Here is a 20,450-nt window from a genome sequence, read left to right as displayed (position 1 = left end):
CTCAGGAGTCCCCCGTGTTCCGCGCCCGCGCCCTCGTCCCCGTCGTCGCGTTGTCCCTGTTCGCCGCAGCCTGCGGCGGCGAGGAGAAGGAGGCCGCCCCGTCGGCCCCGTCCTCGGCCGCCCCGTCGGCGACGGCGTCCGAGACCGCCGCGGCCCCCGGGACCCCGAGCGAGCCCGCCTTCGACGGGACGCTGATCAAGGTGGACGTCAACGGGAACAAGGTCGCGCCCCGCCCGTCCACCCACAAGATCACCAAGGGTGACAGGGTCCGCATCGAGGTCACCAGTGACAAGCCCGACGAACTCCATGTCCACGGCTACGACAACACCGCCGACCTGAAGGCCGGCGAGACCGCGGTGATCGAGTTCACCGCCGACCAGAGCGGCCGGTTCGAGGTGGAGACCCACGACTCCGGGCTGCTGCTGTTCAACCTCGAGGTCTCCTGATGGTCCTCGCCCACGGGATCGGCGGCCGCCAGGACCTGCCGATCCCCCTGTCGTTCCTGCTGGCCGGGGCGGCGCTGGCCGTGCTGGTCTCCTTCATGGCGGTGGGCGTGCTGTGGCGCGACTCCCGCTTCGACGGCGGGAGGGGGCGGCCCGTCCCCGCCGGGCTGCAGTCCTTCGCCGACGCGGCGGCCACCCGGTTCGTCCTGCGGCTGGCCGGCGTGGTCCTGGCCGTCCTGACCGCCGCCGCCGCGCTGTTCGGCGCGGGGGGCGCGGCCAACCCCGCCCCCTGGACGGTCTACGTCCTGTTCTGGGTCGGCCTGGTGCCGCTGTCGCTGCTGTTCGGCCCGGTCTGGAAGCTGCTGAACCCGCTGCGGGCCGTGCACGCGGGCCTCTCCCTGATCAGCGGGGGCAGGCCGCTGGCGCAGCTGCCGCCCTGGCTGGGCTACTGGCCCGCCGCCGTCGGCCTGTTCGCCTTCACCTGGCTGGAGCTCATCCCGCCCGACCGCGAGGAGGGGTGGGCGCTGCTCACCTGGTTCGCGGTGTACGCGGTCGTCATGACCGTCGGCTCGCTGGTCTTCGGCGCGGAGTTCTTCGACAAGGGCGACCCGTTCGAGGTCTACTCCGGGCTCATCGGCCGGCTCGCGCCGCTGGGCCGCCGCCCCGACGGCCGCCTGGTGCTGCGCAACCCGTTCGACGGGCTGGCCGGTCTGAAGGCCGCGCCGGGACTGGTCGCGGTCGTGTGCGTGATGCTCGGCTCCACCGCCTACGACGGGTTCTCCCGCTCCCCCTGGTGGGCCGGGCAGGTGCAGTCGGGTCCGCTGCCGCGCGTGCTGATGGGCACGCTGGGGCTGGCCGCGCTGGTGGCGCTGGTGGCGCTCACCTACTGGCTGTGCACCCGGATGATCGGCCCGGACGCCCCGGGCGCGCTGGCGCCGTCGCTGATCCCCATCGCGATCGGGTACCTGGTAGCGCACTACTTCACGCTCCTGGTCTTCGGCGGCCAGCAGGCGATGAAGTTGTGGACCGACCCGTTCGTCACCCAGGCCGACTACCTCGGCACCCGCGACTGGGTGATCGACTACGAACTCCTCGGCGACACCGCCCAGGCCGTCATCCGGGCCGGAGCCGTGGTGATCGGGCACGTCCTGGGCGTGTTCGCCGCGCACGACCGCGCCGTCGAGCTGCTGCCCAGGAACCGGGCCCTGACCGGGCAGCTTCCCCTGCTGCTGCTGATGGTCTTCTTCACCGTCGGCGGCTTGGCCCTGCTGTTCGCCACCTGAGACCGGACGGCGCCGGGCGGCCCCCGCCCGGCGCCCGTCTCCCGTCTCAGCTGTCGAAACCCAGCCCGAACCGGTCCAGGGTGCGCAACCACAGGTTGCGCCTGCCCTGGTTGGCGTCGGCCCGTGCGATGGACCAGCGGGTCAGCTGGATCGCCCCGAAGCGCAGCGGCTCGGGCGGGAAAGGCAGCGGCCTGCCGGTCACCATCTCCAGCCGCAGCCGCTCGGCCTGCTCCCGGGTCACCGGCCCCACCCCCAGGTGGTCGAGCATGACCTGGGCGCCGAACCGGGCGGCGCCCACGCCCAGCCCGGTGTAGCCGACGGCGTAGGCGAGCCGGCCGCCCATCGCCTTTCCGTAGAAGGCGCAGAACCTGCTGCAGGTGTCGATCACCCCGCCCCAGCTGTGGGTGAAGGACACGCCTTCGAGCTGCGGATAGGTGGTGAAGAAGTGCCTCGACAGGCGCGCGAACGTCTCCGGGCGGGACTCCAGCTCCGCGCGGATCCCGTTGCGGAAGTGGTAGATCGCGTCGTAGCCGCCCCACAGGATGCGGTTGTCGGCCGTCAGCCGGTAGTAGTGGAACTGGTTGGCCGCGTCCGACAGGCCCTGCCTGTTGCGCCAGCCCAGTTCGTCCAGCTGGGCCTGCGACAGGGGCTCGGTCATGAGGGCGTAGTCGTAGACGGGTACCAGGTAGTGCTTGAGCCGCTTAAGAAGCGGCGGGAAGGCCCCGGTGCCCAGCGCGACCTTGCGTGCCTTGATGCGACCGTAGGGTGTCCGCAGGAGGACCCCCAGGCGCTCGCTCTCCATCGAGGTGACGGGGGTGCGCTCGTAGATCCGGACGCCCAGCGCGGCGCAGGCCTCCCGCAGGCCCCACGCGAGCCGGGCCGGGTGGAGCATGGCGGCACCCTCCACGTCCCAGAGCCCGCCCAGGTAGGTGGGCGAGTCCACCTCCGCGCGCATCTCGTCCCGGTCGAGCAGCCGCATGTCGTGGCCCAACGCGGTGCCGTACCGGCCCTCCCGCGCCAGTTCGGGCAGCTGCCACCGCTCGGTGGCGACCTTCAGCTCGCCGGTGAACTCGAAGTCGCAGTCGATTCCGTACTGCGCGACGGTGGCGGCGATCCCCGCCAGGTTCTCCTTGCCGAGCCGCTCCAGCGTCCTGATCTGGCGCGGCCAGCGTTCCATCCCGTTCCACAGACCGTGGGTGAGGGAGGCGGCGCAGAAGCCGCCGTTGCGGCCGGAGGCCGCCTCCCCCGCTAGGTCCGCGTCGACCAGCACCACGTCCAGTGCCGGGTCGCGTTCCTTGGCCAGCAGCGCGGTCCACAGACCGGTGTAGCCGCCCCCGATGACGGCCAGGTCGCAGGCGGTCGTCTCCACCAGCGAGGGACAGGGCTCGGGACGAGCCGGATCTTGCAGCCAGAACGGTGTCGGCTCCGCCTCGGCGAGAGCCTTGAGCGCGTTCACTATTTCCTTCTTCTGTGTCCCCTGGGCCCCGCCCGGGGTCCGTGCCACGGTTGCGACGGATCCTTCCCCGGACGGGACTAGGGCCACGTGTCAGGTCTTCCTGCGGCGTGCTGCGACCACGTTGACGATCGCGATCAGGACGCCGATGGCGAAGATCAACGTGCCCATCACGTTGACCTGGGGCGGGGTTCCGGTGCGGGTGGACCCCCACACCCACAGCGGGAACGTCACGGTGGTCCCGCTGGTGAAGTTGGTGATGACGAAGTCGTCGATGGACAGGGCGAAGGCCAGCAGCGCGCCGGCGAGCACCCCCGGCATGATCATCGGCAGGGTGACCAGGCGGAAGGTCTCCCAGCGCGTCGCGCCGAGGTCGGCGGCCGCCTCCTCCAGGGCCGGATCGAGGCCCGCCGCCCTGGCCCGCACCGTCACCGCCACGAACGCGATGGAGAACATCACGTGCGCGGCCACCACGGTCCCGATGCCGCGCGGGACGTTCAGGGTGACGAACATCGACAGCAGCGACGCGCCCATCACCAGCTCCGGAGAGGAGATCGCGGCGAACAGCACGACGTTCGACAGACCCTTGCCCCGGAAGCGGTAGCGGCCCAGCGCCAGGCCGATCAGCGTGCCCAGGACCGTGGTGACGGCGGTGCTCAGCACCGCGATGAACAGCGAGTTGACCAGCGCCTGGGTGAGGTCGGGCTTCTCGAACAGGCGGGCGTACCACTTGAGCGTGAAGCCCTCCCAGACGAAGTTCTGCCTGGTGGTCGTGTCGTTGAAGCCGAACAGGATCATCACCGCGATCGGCAGGACCAGCCAGCCGACCAGGATCCAGGTGTAGACCTGCAGGCCCCTGCCGCGCCGCGCGCTCATCGCTTCGCCGCCTCGAGCACGTCCTCGGTGCCCAGAGCCCTGGCGTACAGGAAGATGCCTGCGAGCAGGATCGCCATCATCGTGAACGACAGCGCCGAGGCCGTCGGGTAGTCGTTGTTGACGAAGTACTCCGTCCAGATGACGTTGCCGATCATCACGTTGTCCGGGCCGCCCAGCACGTCGGCGTTGACGTAGTCGGCGGAGACCGGCACGAACGTCATGACCACCCCGGCGAACACCCCCGGCAGCGACAGCGGCAGGACCACCCGCAGGAACGTCTGCGTCCGGGAGGCGTAGAGGTCCTGCGCCGCCTCGACCACCCGGGGGTCGAGGCGCTCCAGCGCCACGTAGATGGGCAGCACCATGAACGGCAGGAAGTTGTACGTCAGGCCTGCGATCACCGCGAAGGTGGTGCCCAGGACGTGGAAGCCGTCCGGCAGCACCCCCCATCCCTTCAGCGTGCCGAGCACGATCCCGTTGTCGGCGAGCACGAACTTCCAGGACACCGTCCGCAGGATGAACGACACGAAGAACGGCAGCAGCAACAGCAGCAGGTACACCGACTTGCGGCTGCCCGCGCGGAACGCGATCCAGGCCGCGGCCGGGTAGGCCAGCAGCAGGCAGGCGGTGGTCGCCAGCAGGCCGTACCAGAGCGACCGGACGAACTTGTCGCCGTACAGCTCCAGCCCTTCGGTGTAGTTCTGCCAGCGGAACACCTGCTCGAAGCCCTCGATGATGTTCCCTGTCATCAGGGAGAACGACACCATCAGCACCAGCGGAACGGCGAAGAACGCCAGCAGCCACAACCCGCCGGGCAGGACCATGAGGTAGGGGGTGAGCCTGCTGCGCACTACGAGCCCTGCACGATCGGCGTGAAGATCTTCTGGTACTGCTCCTTCTCCGCCTGGTCGAGGGTCCGGTAGCGGCGCAGCTTGGCCAGGTCCGCCTCACCGGGGTAGACCAGCGGGCTGCTCAGGAACTCCTCCAGCTCCTCCTTCGCCTCACCGGTGGCGGCGTCTGCCTTGCGCCTCAGGACGTCCTTGGTGCCGGGGACGGGCGTGATGTAGGTGATGAACTCCGTCAGCGGCGCGTTGACCGCCGGGTCGCACAGGTAGTCGATCATCTTCAGCGCGGACACCGGGTTCTCGGCGGTCCTGGGGATGCACAGGTTGTCGGTCCAGATCGTGCCGCCCTCCTCGGGGATCACGAACTCGACCTCGGGTCCGGCCAGGCTGTAGGCGTCGCCGGACCAGGCCATCGTCACCCACACGTCGCCCTTGGTGACGGCCTCGATGTAGTCCTGGTAGTAGTACTTGCGCACCAGCGGGCGCTGCTCGCGCAGCTTGGCGGCGGCCTTCTCCCAGTCCGCGGGCGTGGACTTCTCCGGGTCGACGCCGATGAGGAACAGCCCTGCGCTGCCCAGCTCCTGGCTGTCGCCCATCATGCCGATCTTGCCCTTGTACTTCGGGTTCAGCAGGTCGGACCAGCTGGTGATGGGCTCCTTGACGTACTTGGTGTTGTACGCGATGCCCGTGATGCCCGACATGTAGGGGACCGTAAAGGTGTTGCCCGGGTCGAAGGCGGGGTCCTTGAACGGCTCGCCCACATGGGCGGCGAAGTTCGGCAGCCGGGAGTGGTCCAGCGGGGCCAGGTAGCCCAGCTGGCGGCACTGCTCCAGCTGGATGCCGTTGGTCATCACCATGAGGTCGAAGCCGATGGACTGCCCGGCGCGCAGCGGCTCGTTGATCTTCCCGAACCACTCCGAGGTCTCGTTGATGACCTCCTTGTACTCCACCCGGATGCCGGTGGCCTCGGTGAAGTTCTCCAGGGTGGCCCGGTCGTCCTCGATGTAGCCGACCCAGCTGGCCCAGCTCAGCTCGCCCGTCTCGGACCTGCCCGCCCAGAACTCCTCGACCTCGGAGCCGGTGACGTTCTCCTGCCCGCCCTGGCCGCCGACGCCGCAGGCCGCGGCCGCCAGCCCGAGGCCGCCCAGGCCCATCAGGCGCAGGAAGTCGCGGCGGTGGGTCAGGCCGCGCCCGAGGAGGGGGTCGTGCTTCATTCGGTCAGGCTCCAATCGCGTAAGAGTGCCGCGGTTCCCACGACAGCCACACGCTGTCCCCCCGTACGGCGATGTCATTGGCGTTGTTCGCGTTCTGGACGAACACGACGACGTCCGCACCGGTCGAGGTGCGGACGTTGTAGTTGGTGGCCGTCCCCAGGTAGATCACCTCGGTGACCGTGCCCCGCAGCACGCTGCCCGGTCCCGGTGGCCGCTCGACGCCCAGGTCGATCTTCTCCGGCCGGACCGTCACCTCCAGCTCCCGGCCGGCGGCGGCCCCGGCGGGGACGACGATCCGCTCCTCGGGCCCCAGGGCGATGACCGCGTGCTCCCCGGACCGCTCGGTGACCGCCCCGGACAGGAGGTTGGAGGTCCCGATGAACCCCGCCACGAACCGGGTGCCGGGCCGCTCGTAGACCTCCCGCGGGGTGCCCAGCTGCTCCACCCGGCCGTCGTTCATGACGGCGATCCGGTCCGACAGGGTCAGTGCCTCGCCCTGGTCGTGGGTGACGAACACGAAGGTGATGCCGACCTCGCGCTGGATGCGCTTGAGCTCGACCTGCATGCTCTGGCGCAGCTTGAGGTCCAGGGCCGCCAGCGGCTCGTCCAGCAGCAGGGCGCGGGGGTCGTTGACCAGTGCCCGTGCCAGCGCCACCCGCTGCTGCTGGCCGCCCGACAGCTCGGACGGCCGGCGCCTCTCCCGCCCGGTGAGGCCGACGACCTCGAGCATCTCCCCGACCCTGCGGGTGATCTCCCGCTTGTCGGCCTTCTTCCTGCGCCGGAGCCCGAAGGCGACGTTCTCCGCCACGCTCAGGTGCGGGAACAGCGCGTAGGACTGGAACACCATGTTCACGTCCCGCCTGTTCGGCGGCACGCCCACCACGTCCTGCCCGTGCAGGAGGATCCGGCCCGACGTGGGTTCGTCGAAGCCCGCGACCATCCGCATGGTCGTGGTCTTGCCGCACCCGGAGGGCCCTAGAAGGGAGAAGAACTCCCCTTCGCCGATGCTCAGGTCGACGCCTTTGACGGCTTGGACGGTCTCGCCGTGCGACGTGAACTCCTTCACGACGCCGGCGAGCTCGATGGCGGGGGTATCCGTCATTGACTTGTGTCCTTCGGGGGTTGCGCGGAGCCCGGCGGGGCGGTCGGGGGCCGTCCCACCGGGCCGGTGGAGCTGCGGGCGTCAGGCGCCCAGGTAGTGCATGACGTGCTTGATCCGGGTGTAATCCTCGAAACCGTACATCGACAGGTCTTTGCCGTATCCCGAGTGCTTGAAGCCGCCATGCGGCATTTCGGACACAAAGGGTATGTGGGTATTGACCCACACCGCTCCGAAGTCCAGCCGCCGGGTCATCCGCATCGCCCTGCCGTGGTCCTTCGTCCAGACCGACGCCGAAAGACCGTACTTGACGCCGTTGGCCCAGCGCACCGCGAGGTCCTCGTCGGAGAACGGCTGCACGGTCATGACCGGGCCGAAGATCTCCTCCTGGACGTGCTCGTCGTCCTGGCGCACGCCCGAGATGACGGTCGGGGCGAAGAAGTAGCCCTTCTCCCCCACCCGGGAGCCGCCGGTCTCGACCGTGGCGTGGCCGGGCACCCGGTCCAGGAAGCCCTGGACGCGGGCGAGCTGGTCCGCGTTGTTGACCGGGCCGTAGTAGGCGTCCGGGTCGTCCGGGCCCGCGGTCTTCAGCCCTGCGGCGGCCTCGGCCAGCGCGGCGGTGAAGTCCGCGGCGATGCGCTCGTGCACCAGGACGCGGGTGGCCGCGGTGCAGTCCTGGCCCGCGTTGAACAGGCCGGCGCCCGCGATGCCCTCGGCCGCGGCGGCGATGTCTGCGTCGTCGAACACCACCACCGGCGCCTTGCCGCCTAGCTCCAGGTGCACCTTCTTCAGGTCGCGGGCGGCCGAGGTTGCGACCTCCCTGCCCGCCCGCACCGAGCCGGTGATCGACACCATCTGCGGGACCGGGTGCTCCACCAGCGCGCGGCCCGTGTCGCGGTCGCCGGTGACGACGTTGAACACGCCGGGCGGCAGGAACTCCGCGGCGATCTCGGCCAGCATCAGCGTGGTGACCGGGGTGGTGTCCGACGGCTTGAGCACCACGGTGTTGCCCGCCGCCAGCGCGGGGGCGAACTTCCACACCGCCATCATCATCGGGTAGTTCCACGGCGTGACCTGGGCGCAGACCCCGATCGGCTCGCGGCGGACCGAGGAGGTGTGGTCGGCCAGGTACTCGCCGGTGGACCTGCCCTCCAGGATGCGGGCGGCCCCTGCGAAGAAGCGGATGTTGTCCACCATGGGAGGCAGCTCCTCCTCCCTGGTGAGCTGCAGCGGCTTGCCGGTGTTGCGGCACTCGGCCGCGACGAGCTCCTCGCCGCGCGCCTCGATCGCGTCGGCGAACCTCAGCAGGGCCAGGCTGCGGTCCTTGGGCGTGGCGTCCCGCCACCCCTCGAAGGCCTCGGCCGCCGCCGCGCAGGCCGCCTCGACGTCCGCCGCGCCCGACACCGGCGCCTGCGCGTAGACCTCTGCGGTACTGGGGTCCACGACGTCGGAGACCCCTCCGTCCCTGGCGTCGACGTACTTCCCGTTCACGAAGTTGCGCAAGAGTTCCTTGCCGGTCATCCTCGACCTCCGCCGTGTTCCGTGTCGACCTGACTGTTGCAGAGCATAACCCCGCAAACAATAGATTCCGTTGTTACAAACACGTTTCTCGACGGAATCACTTGCAAAACTGCCATCCGGTGAGCTGATGTCGCAGCTAGGAACGGTTCAATGGCAGGGCCGCGAGGTTCTGCGGCTTCCGTACCCAAGGCGACCCGGAAAGATGTCCCCCATGAGCGAGCCCGCCCGGCGCGTCCATCTGGACGAGACCTCCAAGCGCATCATCGAGCAGCTGCAGCAGGACGGCCGGCGCTCCTACGCGGCCATCGGCAAGGCCGTCGGGCTGTCGGAGGCGGCGGTGCGCCAGCGCGTCCAGCGGCTGCTGGACGCCGGGGTCATGCAGATCGTCGGGGTCACCGACCCCATGATGCTGGGCTTCTCCCGGCAGACGATGATCGGCATCAAGTGCCGAGGCGACCTGGAGAAGGCGGCCGACGAGCTGGCCGCCATGCCGGAGATCGACTACGTCGTGATCACGGCGGGCTCCTTCGACCTGCTGGTCGAGCTGGTCGCCGAGACCGACGAGCAGCTGCTGGAGATCCTCGGCCGGATCCGCGCCGTCCCCGCCGTCGTCAGCACCGAGAGCTTCGTCTACCTCAAGCTCAGGAAGCAGACCTACTCCTGGGGAACGCGCTGAGACGCCTACAGGGCCGCCCTGATCCGCTCGGCGTGCGCGGCGGCCTCCTCGTCTGAGTCGTAGGCGTGGCGGGGCCAGAAGAAGCCCTTGAGGCCGTCTCCGCGGTCGCGCGGCACCACGTGGACGTGCAGGTGCGGCACGCTCTGGCTGACCTTGTTGTTCATCGCCACGAACGTCCCCGCTGCGCCCGTGCCCCGCTGCACCGCCCCCGCCAGCCGCTGCGCCAGCGTGAACAGCGGGCCCAGCAGCTCGGGCGGCACGTCCGTCAGCGTCTCGTGGTGCCGCCTGGGCACCAGCAGCACATGGCCCTTGATCAGCGGGCGCGTGTCCAGGAAGGCGACGCCCTCCGGCTCGTCCAGCACGCGGTGGGCGGCCGTACGCCCGGAGACGATCTCGCAGAACACGCACCCGTCCATGGCGGCCAGCCTAACCGGGTGCGCTGCCCGCCTGCCGGAGGTGGTCGAGCGCGGCGGCCAGCTCGTCCAGGAAGCGGTCGACCTCGACCTCGTTGTAGCCCGCGCCCAGGAACGCCGAGCCGAACACGCACTTGCGGATGTCGTCGGCGTGGACCGGAGGCGCCTGGCCGAGCAGGCCCGCCGTCACCCGGTCCAGGAGCTCGTCGACGTCCCGCTCCCGGTAGCCCGGCCGCAGCCGCGTGGTGGAGAACTGCGCCTGCTCGATCCACCGGACCAGCCAGGGCACCTGGCCCGCGACCGTCTCGGTGTAGGGCTCGCCGCCGCCCCGCTCCCGGTGCTCCAGCTCCCTGGCGTACTCCAGCAGGGCGCCGTCCACCGCGTGCGGGTCATACCCCCGCACCACGACGCTCAGCTTCGTCGCCCGCAGCTCGTCCGCAGTGATCGGGGGCACCGGCGCGTCGGTGCGGCCCAGCGCCGCCTCGATCCGCAGCAGCAGGGCGTCGACCTCGCTGGTGAAGTAGCCGCGCAGCACTCGGGGGAACCGTGCCACCTGGAGGACCTCCTCGGTCAGGTCTTCACGGCGGCGGCCAGCTGGCCGCAGGCGCCGTCGATCTCCCTCCCCCGGGTGTCGCGGACGGTCACTGCCACCCCGTGCCCGGCCAGCCGCCGTACGAACTCGCGCTCGTCCTCGGGACGCGACGCCGTCCACTTCGATCCCGGTGTGGGGTTCAACGGGATCAGATTGACGTGAACGAGCTTGCCTTTCAAGAGCCTGCCCAGCAGATCGGCCCGCCAGGCCTGGTCGTTGACGTCCTTGATCAGCGCGTACTCGATGGAGACCCGCCTGCCCGACTCGCGCGCGTAGCCCCAGGCCGCGTCCAGCACCTCGCGCACCTTCCAGCGGGTGTTGATCGGCACGAGGGTGTCGCGCAGCTCGTCGTCGGGGGCGTGCAGGGAGACCGCCAGGCGCACCGAGAGGCCCTCCGCGGTGAGCTTCTCGATCGCCGGGACCAGCCCGACCGTCGAGACCGTCACACCGCGCTGGGAGATGCCCAGCCCCGCCGGGGCCGGCTCGGTGATGCGCCGGACCGCGCCCAGCACCGCCTTGTAGTTGGCCAGGGGCTCGCCCATGCCCATGAAGACGATGTTGCTGACCCGGCCCGGACCGCCGGTGATCCGGCCCTGGTTGAGCGCCCGCTGCCCGGCCGCGACCTGCTCGACGATCTCGGCGGTCGACAGGTTGCGGGTCAGGCCCGCCTGGCCGGTGGCGCAGAACGGGCAGTTCATGCCGCACCCGGCCTGGGAGGAGACGCACATCGTCACCCGGTCGGGGTAGCGCATCAGGACGGACTCGAACAGGACGCCGTCGAAGGCCTTCCACACCGTCTTGTGGGTGCTGCCGCCGTCGCAGGCCAGGTCCCGCACAGGGGTGAGCAGGCGCGGCAGCAGCTCGGGGACCAGCTTCTCGCGCAGCGCCTTGGAGAGGTCCGGCATGTCGGCCGGGTCGTCGACGAGGCGGTCGAAGTAGTGGCGGGACAGCTGGTCGGCGCGGAACGGCTTCTCGCCCAGCGCCGCGACGGCCTCCCGCCGCTCGGCGACCGTCAGGTCGGCCAGGTGGCGGGGCGGCTTGGCCCGCCGGGGCCCGGCGAAGACGAGCCGTCCGGGCGCGGGCGGTGCTGGCGGGGTGTTCTCTTGCGACATGCTTCCAGTCTCGCTCACCCGAAGGAGTGGAACGCCTGCAGCAGGATCCACACCACCGGGACGGTGATCAGCAGGGAGTCCAGCCGGTCCATCACCCCGCCGTGGCCGGGCAGCAGGGTGCCCAGGTCCTTGATGCCCAGGTCGCGCTTGATCATCGACTCGACGAGGTCGCCGAGGGTGGCCGTCAGCACCACGCAGGCGCCCAGCAGCACGCCCTGCCACCAGTGCAGCTCCAGCAGCCAGGACAGCAGCCAGGCGCCGACCGCCATGCACGTCAGCGCCGAACCGGCGAAGCCCTCCCAGGTCTTCTTCGGGCTGATCCTCGGGGCGATCTTGTGCTTGCCCAGGTAGGCGCCGACGAAGAAGCCGCCGATGTCACTGGCGACCGTCACCGCGATGAACACCACGATCTGGTGCGCGCCGTTCTCCGGCACCAGCAGCAGCATCGCGAAGCCCACCAGGAACGGCAGGTAGACGGCGGTGAACACACCGGCGGTGACGTCTCGGACGTAGCCGTCGGCGCCGTCCTTCATCCGCCAGATCAGCAGGACGAGGACGGTCAGCGCCAGGGTGATGACCAGGCCGCCGGGGCCGTGGAAGAACGCGAGGGGGAGCATCGCGGCCCCGCCGATCGCCAGGGGGAGCATCGGGATCCTGATCCCCCGGCTGGCGAAGCCCGAGTTCAGTTCCCACAACGCCACCCCGCCGAAGACCAGCACGACCACGATGAAGGACTGCCGTACCGTATAAAGCGAGACCAGGACCAGCGTGGCCAGTCCCAGTCCCACTCCCACGGCCACCGGAACGTTGCGCCCCGGATTGCGTCTGGCCGTGGGCTCTGTCGACTGGGCCATCAGACTTCGAGCAGCTCTGCCTTCTTGTGCTCGAGCAGTGCGTCGACGGAGGCCACGTACTTCTTGGTCGCCTCGTCGAGCTCCTTCTCGGCACGCCGTACCTCGTCCTCGCCGGCCTCGCCGTCCTTGACGAGCTTGTCGAGGGTGTCGTTGGCCTTGCGGCGGATGTTGCGGATCGAGATCTTGGCGTCCTCGGCCTTGCCGCCCGCGATCTTGATGTACTCCCGGCGGCGCTCCTCCGACAGCTCGGGGAAGATCACCCGGATGATCGATCCGTCGTTGCCCGGGTTCACCCCCAGGTCGCTGTTGCGGATCGCCTTCTCGATGGCGGCCATCGAGCTCTTGTCGAACGGCTGGATGACCACCATGCGCGGCTCGGGCAGGTGGAAGGAGGCGAGCTGGTTCACCGGGGTCAACGCGCCGTAGTACTCCACCATGATCCTGTTGAACATGGCGGGGGTGACCCGGCCGGTGCGGATACCGGTGAAGTCCTCCTTGGCGACCGCGACCGCCTTCTCCATCTTCTCCTCTGCCTCGAGGAGGATGTCATCGATCACTGCACTGGCTCCCGTCTAGTTCTCTGCCGGGCTGACGAGGGTGCCGATCTTCTCGCCCCGCACCGCCCGCACGATGTTGCCCTCGCCCATCAGGTCGAAGACCACGATGGGCAGGCCGTTGTCCATGCACAGGCTGATGGCGGTGGCGTCCATGACCTTCAGACCACGTCGCAGGACCTCACCGTAGTCCAAACGGTCGAAACGCACAGCGTCCGGGTTCTTACGGGGATCGGCGTCGTAGACTCCGTCCACCTGGGTGCCCTTGAGGACGGCGTCCGCGCCGATCTCCAGGGCCCGCTGGGCGGCGCAGGTGTCGGTGGAGAAGAACGGCTGGCCCAGGCCCGCGCCGAAGATCACGACGCGGCCCTTCTCCAGGTGGCGCACGGCGCGGCGCGGAATGTAGGCCTCGGCCACCTGGGCCATGGTGATGGCCGTCTGCACCCTGGTGTCCACGCCGAGGCGCTCCAGGAAGTCCTGCAGCGCCAGGCAGTTGACCACGGTGGAGAGCATGCCCATGTAGTCGCCGCGGGCCCGGTCCATGCCGCGCTCGGACAGCTGCGCGCCGCGGAACATGTTGCCGCCGCCGCAGACCACGGAGACCTGGATGCCGTCGTCGACGGCGACCTTGATCGCCTCGGCCACGTGCTGCACGACCACCGGGTCGATGCCGAGCGGCTGGCCGCCGGCGAACGCCTCGCCGGACAGTTTCAGCAGCACCCGCTTCCAGCCATGCTTGGAGGCCGTCGCTGTGTCATTCTGATGGTTTTCCGGCACGGCGACGGCCTCCTCGGTGTTGCTTCACGTTCTACCTTAGGTTTCCCCCGGCTAAGGAGAAAGCGGATCACTCCCCGAAAGGAGGTGCTGCTCAGGCCTGGCCGACCTTGAAGCGGACGAACCGCTCGACCTTGACGCCCGCCTCGTCCAGAAGCTTGGCGATGGTCTTCTTGTTGTCCTTGACGAAGGCCTGCTCCAGCAGGACGAAGTCACGCAGGTAGGCGTTGACCCGGCCCTCGACGATCTTGGCGATCGCGGCCTCGGGCTTGCCCTCCTCGCGGGTCTTGGTCTCGGCCAGCGCCCGCTCCTTCTCGATCACGTCGGCCGGGATCTCGTCGAAGGTGAGGTACTTGGGTGCCATCGCCGCGATCTGCTGGGCGATGTCCTTGGCGATCTCCGGGTTGGCCTTGTCCAGCTGGACCAGCACACCGGTGGCCGGCGGCAGCTGGGGGTCGGACTTGTGCAGGTAGCTGGCCACGTACGCGCCGGTGAAGTGCACGAAGCGGCGCAGCTCCAGCTTCTCGCCGATGGTGGCGGAGTTCTCCTGGATCAGGGCCTGGACGGTCTTGCCCGGCTCGATCTCCGCGGCCAGCAGGGCCGGCACGTCCGCGAGGCCGGACTCGGCGGCGAACTTGGTGATCTTGTCGGCGAGGGAGATGAAGCCCTCGTTCTTGGCGACGAAGTCCGTCTCGCAGTTGAGCTCGAGCAGGGTGCCGTCGCCCTCGCCCTGGAAGTACTCGGCGACCAGGCCGTTGCCGGCGGTGCGCTCGGCGCGCTTGCCGACGTCCTTGGCGCCCTTGAGGCGCAGGATCTCTACGGCCTTGTCGAAGTCGCCCTCGGCCTCGGTGAGGGCGTTCTTGCAGTCCATCATGCCGGAGCCGGTGAGCTCACGGAGCCGCTTGACGTCGGCGGCGGTGACGTTCGCCATGGTTCTCGAATCCCTTTTTTGGTGCGCTGTCTGCTCTGGACCGAGCGCGGTCCCGTGCGGGACCGCGCTCGATGAGGACTTACTCGGCGGCAGGGGCCTCGGCAGGAGCCTCGGCGGCGGCCTCGGGGGCCTCGGGGGCCTCCGCGGCCTCGGCGGGCGCCTCGGCGGCGGCTTCGGCGGGAGCCTCGGCCGCAGCGGCCTCGGCGGGGGCCTCGTCCTTCTTGCCCTCGAGCAGCTCGCGCTCCCACTCGGCCAGCGGCTCGGCGACCTCGGCCGCCTTGTCCGCGCCGGCGCCGCCGCCGGAGCGCACCAGCAGGCCGTCGGCCGCGGCGTCGGCGACCACGCGGGTGAGGATGCTGACGGCGCGGATGGCGTCGTCGTTACCCGGGATCGGGTAGTCGACCTCGTCGGGGTCGCAGTTGGTGTCGAGGATCGCGACGACCGGGATGTTCAGCTTCTTAGCCTCGCTGATCGCGATGTGTTCCTTCTTGGTGTCCACGATCCACACGGCGGAGGGGACCTTCGCCATGTCGCGGATACCGCCGAGGGTCTTCTCCAGCTTGTCCTTCTCGCGCTTGAGACCCAGCAGCTCCTTCTTCGTCATGCCGGAGCCGGCCACGTCGTCGAAGTCCAGGAGCTCGAGCTCCTTGAGGCGCTGCAGCCGCTTGTGGACGGTGGAGAAGTTGGTGAGCATGCCGCCCAGCCAGCGCTGGTTGACGTACGGCATCCCGACACGGGTCGCCTGCTCGGCGATGGCCTCCTGCGCCTGCTTCTTGGTGCCGACGAACAGGATCGTGCCGCCGTGCGCGACGGTCGCCTTGATGAACTCGTAGGCGCGGTCGATGTGCCCGAGCGACTGCTCGAGGTCGATGATGTAGATGCCGTTGCGCTCGGTGAGGATGAAGCGCTTCATCTTCGGGTTCCAGCGACGCGTCTGGTGGCCGAAGTGCACGCCGCTCTCGAGCAGCTGTCGCATGGTGACGACGGGAGCCATGGCCCGTACTCCTTCTTCTGTTCGGTTCGCCTGTCACGTCCGGACGCGCCCCGCTGCCCCGTCGTTCCTGACGATGCAGACCTGGGAGACGCGCCCCGCCTGAGCGGCCGGCGGACGCTGAGAATTCGGGCGGCTGGACAGAGTCCACCCGCACCGTCCCCCCAGTTTAGGGGAACGCGCCCGCCGACCACGAATCGAAGACGAACCCGGCCATCCCCAGAACCCCGCTCGGCCCCTCCTCCGCACCCCCGCGCGACCACGCTGGCGCCATGATCCTCCTTCTCCCCCTCCTCCTGCCCACGCCGCCGCCCGTCCCGCTCACCCTCCCCCCGCCCGCCGCACCGCCCGTTGCGTCGTCCGCCCCACCGCTTCCGTGGAGGTGGCCGCTGCCCCCGCCCGTCCGCGTCGTCCGCCCCTTCGCCCCGCCCGCCGCCCCCTGGCTCCCCGGCCACCGCGGCGTCGACCTGGCCGCCCGTCCCGGCCAGGCCGTCCGGGCCCCCGCCCCCGGCCGGGTGGCCTTCGCCCGCGATCTGGCGGGCCGAGGTGTGATCACCCTCACCCACGGCCCCCTGCGCACCACCTACGAACCCGTCCTCCCCGCGGTCTCCCCCGGCACCGCGGTCACCACCGGCACCGTCATCGGCACCGTCCAGGCCGCCCGCTCCCACTGCCGCCCCGCCGCCTGCCTCCACTGGGGCCTGCGCCGCTCCGACACCTACCTCGACCCCCTGGCCCTCCTCTCCCCGCCGGAGATCCGCCTCCTCCCCCGCTGGCCCCCTTCCTGACCCCCGCTCCGGCCCTCCCCGCGACCCGATCACGCCCACCGGGCCCGCGGGACCGCCCGGCGCCGAACCGGCAGACCAGAAGGCCACAGGCAACGGCCGACAGGCCGACAGGCCGGGGGTGACGGTCGGCAGAATGACGGGCCGATGGGCCAACGGGGACAGCGGGGTGCGTTTTCGGGTGGTTTTTCCGTTCGGGGCGGGAGCGGATCTTCGGGGGTCCGCGCGGGTAACGTTGCCGACGTGGACGGGCTGGGATTGGCGGAGTTCGAACGGCATCTGCGGCTGGAGCGCGGCCTGGCGGCCCACACCGTCCGCGCCTATCTGAGCGATCTGGGCGACCTGGAGGCCCACGCCCTGGCCAGGGGGCTGGCCACGCCCGCGGACCTGCACGTCGACCTGCTGCGCGACTGGCTGGCCCGCCTGCACGACTCAGGGCTGGCCAGATCCACGCTGGCCCGCCGCACGGCCTCCGCCCGCACCTACACGGCCTGGGCCCACCGGCGGGGGCTCCTGGCCCAGGACCCCGGGCCGCTGCTGGGCGTCCCCCGCGCCTCGCGCCCGCTGCCCCGCATCCTCCGCCAGGAGCAGGCCGCCGAGCTCCTGGACGCCCCGCGCGAGTCCTCACCCGAGTCTCTGCGCGACCTGGCCGTCCTGGAGGTCCTCTACGCCACCGCCATCAGGGTCAGCGAACTGTGCGCGCTGGACGTCGACGATCTGGACGAGGAGACGAGGACCGTCCGCGTCCTCGGCAAGGGCGACAAGGAGCGCACCGTCCCGATAGGAGAGCCCGCCCTCCAGGCCACCCGCGCCTGGCTGTCCGCCCGCTCCGCCTGGGCCGTCCCGGCCGGCGGTCCGGCCCTCTTCCTGGGCGTCCGCGGCTCCCGCCTCCACCCCAACACGGCCCGCCGCATAGTGCACCGCGCCCTCCGGCGGGCGGGCCTCCCCGACCTCACCCCCCACGGCCTCCGCCACACCGCCGCCACCCACCTCCTGGAAGGCGGCGCCGACCTCCGGACCGTCCAGGACCTCCTGGGCCACGCCTCCCTCCACACCACCCAGCTCTACACCCACCTCTCCCCCGCCCACCTCAAAGCCGCCCACGCCCAAGCCCACCCCCGGGCCTGAACCCGCCCGTCAGTCCTCCTCTTCCGGGCAGGAGGGCACTTCCCGGCCGTTCACCTCGTGGCGGGCCGCGTAGACGGTGAATTTCCCCTCGTCGTCCACCACGACCCGGCACGCGACCGGATGCCCGGCCAGGCGGTGGATGGGAGTGCCGACCCGAAGGAACGGGGCCGTCCCGTCGGGGTAGGACGCGGTGGGACGATCGGCGTCCGAATGCGACGAGAGCCGGCAGGTGACCCTGCCCACCTCCTCCCCGACCTGCGAACGTCCGACCCGTTCCGGATCCTCGAAGACGGTGCTGTGATACGTACGCCCGTCGAAGCGCAGGAACGGCGTCCAGTCGACGATCGAGTCGCGGTCCTCCCCCGGACAACCGGTGTCGCTCCCGGCTCGCGGGACGAACCAGAAAGCGGCCAACGCCCCCAGCACCAGGACCGCACCGGTGACGGCGACGCCGATTCGAGAAGTCCTCATACATACGAGACGGGCGGCGCAGGCTCCCCCGTTGCACCATCACGGCCCGCTCCCCGTACCGCCGAACCCGCTACGCCCACCGCCTGAAGAACCCTCCGAACCCCTGGCCACGCAACGGAACAGGCCCTCAAGCGCCTCCGGCAAACGGTCCGACCAGGGCCGAACAGGCAGAACCTCCCTCGAATGGCGCGCTTTCCGATCCGGCGCCCGGCACTTCGCCACTCGTTATCCACAGAATTCAGTTCGGTCACTTTCCGTGCTCGCCGATGCCCCAGGGTGATGACCGGAGGTGATGGCGATGAACGCCGGACACGAGCTTGGACGCCGCGGAGAGGACGCTGCGGCGCGGTACCTGGAGGGCCTGGGATGGCAGGTCGTCGAACGCAACTGGAGGTGTGCCGAGGGGGAGCTGGACATCGTGGCTCATGACGGGCTGCGGCATGTGGTCTGCGAGGTGAAGACGCGGCGCAGCCGTGCCTACGGGGATCCCGCCGAGGCGATCACGATCTCCAAGGCGCTGCGCCTGCGCAGGCTGGCGGGACGCTGGGCCAGGGAGCACGGGGTGCGCACGTCGTCGGTGCGGATCGACCTGATCGGCCTGGTCGGCGGCGGGACCGGCGGCTTCACCGTCGACCATCTGAAGGAGGTGGCGTGATGGCCCTCGCCCGGACCCGTTCGGTCGCCCTCATGGGAGTGACGGGCCACCTCGTGGACGTGGAGGCCGCCATCACCAGCGGAACCCCCGGCCTGCACCTGGTCGGCCTGCCCGACACCGCCCTCAGCGAGGCCCGCGACAGGGTACGCGCGGCGATCATGCACTCGAACGAGGAATGGCCGGTACGCCACACGACCGTGGCGCTGGGGCCCGCGGGCCTGCCCAAGGCGGGGGCGGGCTTCGACGTGGCGATCGCCGTCGCGATCCTGGCGGCGGCCGGAGAGCTGGCCCTCTCCTGCTGCGCCGACCTCGTCATGCTCGGCGAGCTCGGCCTGGACGGGCGCATCCGGCCCGTTCCCGGGGTGCTGCCCGCCGTGCTGGGCGCCGTCGAGGCGGGCTGCCGCACCGTCGTCGTGCCCCTGGCCAACCAGGTCGAGGCCGAACTCGTCCCCGACGTCAAGGTCATCGCCGTCGGCAGCCTCCGCGCCCTGCTGTGCCATCTGCGCCACGAGCCCCCGCCCCTGGAGCCCGACGAACCCGTCGAACGCCTCGTCCCCGCGGTGGCCGAACCCGCCCGTTCCCGGCGCGGCTCCCTCGACCTGGCCGACGTACGGGGCCAGGCGGAGGCCCGCCGCGCCCTGGAGATCAGCGCCGCGGGCGGCCACCACCTCTTCCTGCTCGGCCCGCCGGGCTGCGGCAAGACGATGCTCGCCGAGCGGCTGCCCACCCTGCTCCCGCCGCTGGACCGCAAGATGGCGCTGGAGGTGACGGCCATCCACTCGATCGCCGGTACCCTCCCGCCGGGCCGTCCGCTGATCGACCAGCCCCCTTTCCACTCCCCGCACCACACCGCCTCCCGGGCCGCCGTCATCGGCGGCGGATCCAGCCGCCGGGTCACCCCCGGCTCGATCAGCCTCGCCCACAACGGTGTGCTGTTCATGGACGAGGCACCCGAGTACCCCAGCGGCGTCCTGGACTCCCTGCGCCAACCCATGGAGTCGGGCGAGGTCTGCATCGACCGCAGCGGCGTCAGCACCCGCTTCCCCGCCATGTTCACCCTGATCATGGCGGCCAACCCGTGCCCCTGCGCAGCGGCCAAGGTCCTGCAGTGCCGCTGCACCCCGTCCGTCCGCACCCGCTACCTGGCCAAGATCTCCGGCCCCCTCCTGGACCGCATCGACATCAAGCTCGAACTCAGCCCCGCCACCCGCGCCGAACTCCGCTACGACCTGGAGAACGCCGAGTCCAGCACCACGGTCGCCGCCCGCGTCCAGGAGGCCCGCGACCGCGCCCTCACCCGCATGTCCGGCCTCCCCTGGCGCAGCAACAGCGAGATCCCCGGCCCCGAACTCCGCCGCCGCTTCCCCGTCTCCCCCGAGGCCCTGGCCCCCCTGGAACGCGCCCTCCAGGAGGGCTCGCTCAGCGCCCGCGGCATGGACCGCGCCCTGCGCACCGCCTGGACCCTCGCCGACCTCGGCGCCCGCGACACCCCCGCCCCCTGGGACACCGCCGAGGCCCTCGACCTCTGGCGAGGCAACCGCTCCTGACCTGAATCCCGTCCCGCAGACCACGACCTGCAAGCCACAGCCCACAGACCGAAGGTTGCGGACCACAGGCCACGGACCACGGACCGAAACTGCAGACCACGGACCGAAGGCCGCAAGCCACGGTTCACGGACCACAGGCACAGGCCAGACCACAGACCACGGACCGCAGGCCTCGGGCTCACGGACCACGAACTGCAGGCACAGGCCGAACCACGGACTACGAGCCGCAAGCC

Annotated in this window: 22 protein-coding genes; 7 read left to right on the top strand and 15 right to left on the bottom strand. The window is 70.5% G+C overall.

Annotated elements, in window-relative coordinates:
- Positions 1 to 14: 14 nt before the first annotated feature.
- A complete protein-coding gene (locus C2865_RS09885; RefSeq protein WP_106398056.1) occupies positions 15 to 446 on the top strand; it encodes a cupredoxin domain-containing protein in 432 nt (143 codons plus the stop codon).
- The gene (locus tag C2865_RS09880; RefSeq protein WP_106398055.1) at positions 446 to 1,726 is read left to right on the top strand and encodes a hypothetical protein; all 1,281 of its coding nucleotides are present in this window, start codon (positions 446 to 448) and stop codon (positions 1,724 to 1,726) included. Before C2865_RS09885 ends, C2865_RS09880 begins: the two co-directional genes overlap by 1 nt.
- A gap of 46 nt (positions 1,727 to 1,772) precedes the next feature.
- Here C2865_RS09880 and C2865_RS09875 read toward each other — a convergent pair whose 3' ends face one another.
- From C2865_RS09875 to C2865_RS09850, 6 genes are all read right to left on the bottom strand, one after another.
- Positions 1,773 to 3,182 carry an NAD(P)/FAD-dependent oxidoreductase gene (locus C2865_RS09875; protein ID WP_106398054.1) on the bottom strand — a complete coding sequence of 470 codons (1,410 nt, stop codon included), beginning with the start codon at positions 3,180 to 3,182 and terminating at the stop codon, positions 1,773 to 1,775.
- A gap of 90 nt (positions 3,183 to 3,272) precedes the next feature.
- On the bottom strand, positions 3,273 to 4,055 hold the full coding sequence (locus C2865_RS09870) for an ABC transporter permease (RefSeq protein WP_106398053.1): 783 nt from the start codon (positions 4,053 to 4,055) through the stop codon (positions 3,273 to 3,275).
- Complete coding sequence (locus C2865_RS09865; RefSeq protein ID WP_232835484.1) at positions 4,052 to 4,906, bottom strand: ABC transporter permease; 855 nt, start codon at positions 4,904 to 4,906, stop codon at positions 4,052 to 4,054. Before C2865_RS09865 ends, C2865_RS09870 begins: the two co-directional genes overlap by 4 nt.
- The gene (locus C2865_RS09860; RefSeq protein WP_106398052.1) at positions 4,906 to 6,114 is read right to left on the bottom strand and encodes an ABC transporter substrate-binding protein; all 1,209 of its coding nucleotides are present in this window, start codon (positions 6,112 to 6,114) and stop codon (positions 4,906 to 4,908) included. The genes C2865_RS09865 and C2865_RS09860 overlap by 1 nt, the downstream gene beginning before the upstream one ends.
- Before the next feature lie 4 nt (positions 6,115 to 6,118).
- Positions 6,119 to 7,216, bottom strand: coding sequence for an ABC transporter ATP-binding protein (locus C2865_RS09855; RefSeq protein ID WP_106398051.1), 1,098 nt, complete (start codon positions 7,214 to 7,216; stop codon positions 6,119 to 6,121).
- An 81-nt stretch (positions 7,217 to 7,297) separates the two neighbouring features.
- Positions 7,298 to 8,734: an aminobutyraldehyde dehydrogenase gene (locus C2865_RS09850; RefSeq protein ID WP_106398050.1), complete on the bottom strand. Its 1,437-nt coding sequence runs from the start codon at positions 8,732 to 8,734 to the stop codon at positions 7,298 to 7,300.
- 211 nt (positions 8,735 to 8,945) lie between these two features.
- On the opposite strand from C2865_RS09850, the gene C2865_RS09845 reads away from it, so the two are divergent.
- Complete coding sequence (locus C2865_RS09845; RefSeq protein ID WP_198653126.1) at positions 8,946 to 9,410, top strand: Lrp/AsnC family transcriptional regulator; 465 nt, start codon at positions 8,946 to 8,948, stop codon at positions 9,408 to 9,410.
- A gap of 5 nt (positions 9,411 to 9,415) precedes the next feature.
- Here C2865_RS09845 and C2865_RS09840 read toward each other — a convergent pair whose 3' ends face one another.
- From C2865_RS09840 to rpsB, 8 genes are all read right to left on the bottom strand, one after another.
- On the bottom strand, positions 9,416 to 9,826 hold the full coding sequence (locus C2865_RS09840; protein ID WP_106398048.1) for an HIT family protein: 411 nt from the start codon (positions 9,824 to 9,826) through the stop codon (positions 9,416 to 9,418).
- Positions 9,827 to 9,836: 10 nt separating this feature from the next.
- Positions 9,837 to 10,376, bottom strand: a complete 540-nt coding sequence (locus C2865_RS09835) for a DivIVA domain-containing protein (RefSeq protein ID WP_198653125.1) — start codon at positions 10,374 to 10,376, stop codon at positions 9,837 to 9,839.
- A gap of 17 nt (positions 10,377 to 10,393) precedes the next feature.
- Positions 10,394 to 11,527, bottom strand: coding sequence for a dual-specificity RNA methyltransferase RlmN (gene rlmN, locus C2865_RS09830; RefSeq protein WP_106398046.1), 1,134 nt, complete (start codon positions 11,525 to 11,527; stop codon positions 10,394 to 10,396).
- A gap of 14 nt (positions 11,528 to 11,541) precedes the next feature.
- A complete protein-coding gene (locus C2865_RS09825; protein WP_232835483.1) occupies positions 11,542 to 12,321 on the bottom strand; it encodes a phosphatidate cytidylyltransferase in 780 nt (259 codons plus the stop codon).
- Positions 12,322 to 12,380: 59 nt separating this feature from the next.
- Positions 12,381 to 12,938 (bottom strand): ribosome recycling factor, encoded by a 558-nt coding sequence (frr, locus tag C2865_RS09820; protein WP_106398044.1) that lies wholly within the window; start codon positions 12,936 to 12,938, stop codon positions 12,381 to 12,383.
- 15 nt (positions 12,939 to 12,953) lie between these two features.
- Complete coding sequence (pyrH, locus tag C2865_RS09815; RefSeq protein ID WP_106398043.1) at positions 12,954 to 13,712, bottom strand: UMP kinase; 759 nt, start codon at positions 13,710 to 13,712, stop codon at positions 12,954 to 12,956.
- A gap of 91 nt (positions 13,713 to 13,803) precedes the next feature.
- Positions 13,804 to 14,640: a translation elongation factor Ts gene (gene tsf / locus C2865_RS09810; RefSeq protein ID WP_106398042.1), complete on the bottom strand. Its 837-nt coding sequence runs from the start codon at positions 14,638 to 14,640 to the stop codon at positions 13,804 to 13,806.
- Positions 14,641 to 14,719: 79 nt separating this feature from the next.
- Complete coding sequence (gene rpsB, locus C2865_RS09805; protein ID WP_106398041.1) at positions 14,720 to 15,634, bottom strand: 30S ribosomal protein S2; 915 nt, start codon at positions 15,632 to 15,634, stop codon at positions 14,720 to 14,722.
- A gap of 269 nt (positions 15,635 to 15,903) precedes the next feature.
- On the opposite strand from rpsB, the gene C2865_RS09800 reads away from it, so the two are divergent.
- On the top strand, positions 15,904 to 16,419 hold the full coding sequence (locus tag C2865_RS09800) for a murein hydrolase activator EnvC family protein (protein WP_106398040.1): 516 nt from the start codon (positions 15,904 to 15,906) through the stop codon (positions 16,417 to 16,419).
- A 240-nt stretch (positions 16,420 to 16,659) separates the two neighbouring features.
- The gene (locus C2865_RS09795) at positions 16,660 to 17,544 is read left to right on the top strand and encodes a tyrosine recombinase XerC (protein ID WP_232835482.1); all 885 of its coding nucleotides are present in this window, start codon (positions 16,660 to 16,662) and stop codon (positions 17,542 to 17,544) included.
- Positions 17,545 to 17,553: 9 nt separating this feature from the next.
- Here the strand turns inward: C2865_RS09795 and C2865_RS09790 are convergent, their stop codons facing one another.
- Entirely contained in the window at positions 17,554 to 18,015 is a 462-nt protein-coding gene (locus C2865_RS09790) for a hypothetical protein (protein WP_106398038.1), read from the bottom strand.
- A gap of 298 nt (positions 18,016 to 18,313) precedes the next feature.
- Here C2865_RS09790 and C2865_RS09785 point away from each other — a divergent pair, with 298 nt between their 5' ends.
- Positions 18,314 to 18,670, top strand: a complete 357-nt coding sequence (locus tag C2865_RS09785; protein ID WP_106398656.1) for a YraN family protein — start codon at positions 18,314 to 18,316, stop codon at positions 18,668 to 18,670.
- Positions 18,670 to 20,217, top strand: coding sequence for a YifB family Mg chelatase-like AAA ATPase (locus tag C2865_RS09780; protein WP_106398037.1), 1,548 nt, complete (start codon positions 18,670 to 18,672; stop codon positions 20,215 to 20,217). The genes C2865_RS09785 and C2865_RS09780 overlap by 1 nt, the downstream gene beginning before the upstream one ends.
- Positions 20,218 to 20,450: the final 233 nt, after the last annotated feature.

The organism is Actinocorallia populi, assembly GCF_002995495.1.
Lineage (GTDB): Bacteria > Actinomycetota > Actinomycetes > Streptosporangiales > Streptosporangiaceae > Actinocorallia > Actinocorallia populi.
Note: the sequence above shows the minus strand (reverse complement) of the source record. Positions and strands in the feature narration are given on the sequence as shown.

What these genes read in the sequence shown, in the direction of transcription:
- C2865_RS09850 (WP_106398050.1), bottom strand. Translation starts at nt 8,734, where the DNA reads ATGACCGGCAAGGAACTCTTGCGCAACTTCGTGAACGGGAAGTACGTC.
- C2865_RS09855 (WP_106398051.1), bottom strand. Translation starts at nt 7,216, where the DNA reads ATGACGGATACCCCCGCCATCGAGCTCGCCGGCGTCGTGAAGGAGTTC.
- C2865_RS09780 (WP_106398037.1), top strand. Translation starts at nt 18,670, where the DNA reads ATGGCCCTCGCCCGGACCCGTTCGGTCGCCCTCATGGGAGTGACGGGC.
- rlmN (WP_106398046.1), bottom strand. Translation starts at nt 11,527, where the DNA reads ATGTCGCAAGAGAACACCCCGCCAGCACCGCCCGCGCCCGGACGGCTC.
- C2865_RS09880 (WP_106398055.1), top strand. Translation starts at nt 446, where the DNA reads ATGGTCCTCGCCCACGGGATCGGCGGCCGCCAGGACCTGCCGATCCCC.
- C2865_RS09860 (WP_106398052.1), bottom strand. Translation starts at nt 6,114, where the DNA reads ATGAAGCACGACCCCCTCCTCGGGCGCGGCCTGACCCACCGCCGCGAC.
- C2865_RS09800 (WP_106398040.1), top strand. Translation starts at nt 15,904, where the DNA reads ATGATCCTCCTTCTCCCCCTCCTCCTGCCCACGCCGCCGCCCGTCCCG.
- tsf (WP_106398042.1), bottom strand. Translation starts at nt 14,640, where the DNA reads ATGGCGAACGTCACCGCCGCCGACGTCAAGCGGCTCCGTGAGCTCACC.
- rpsB (WP_106398041.1), bottom strand. Translation starts at nt 15,634, where the DNA reads ATGGCTCCCGTCGTCACCATGCGACAGCTGCTCGAGAGCGGCGTGCAC.
- C2865_RS09870 (WP_106398053.1), bottom strand. Translation starts at nt 4,055, where the DNA reads ATGAGCGCGCGGCGCGGCAGGGGCCTGCAGGTCTACACCTGGATCCTG.
- C2865_RS09840 (WP_106398048.1), bottom strand. Translation starts at nt 9,826, where the DNA reads ATGGACGGGTGCGTGTTCTGCGAGATCGTCTCCGGGCGTACGGCCGCC.
- C2865_RS09790 (WP_106398038.1), bottom strand. Translation starts at nt 18,015, where the DNA reads ATGAGGACTTCTCGAATCGGCGTCGCCGTCACCGGTGCGGTCCTGGTG.
- C2865_RS09785 (WP_106398656.1), top strand. Translation starts at nt 18,314, where the DNA reads ATGAACGCCGGACACGAGCTTGGACGCCGCGGAGAGGACGCTGCGGCG.
- C2865_RS09845 (WP_198653126.1), top strand. Translation starts at nt 8,946, where the DNA reads ATGAGCGAGCCCGCCCGGCGCGTCCATCTGGACGAGACCTCCAAGCGC.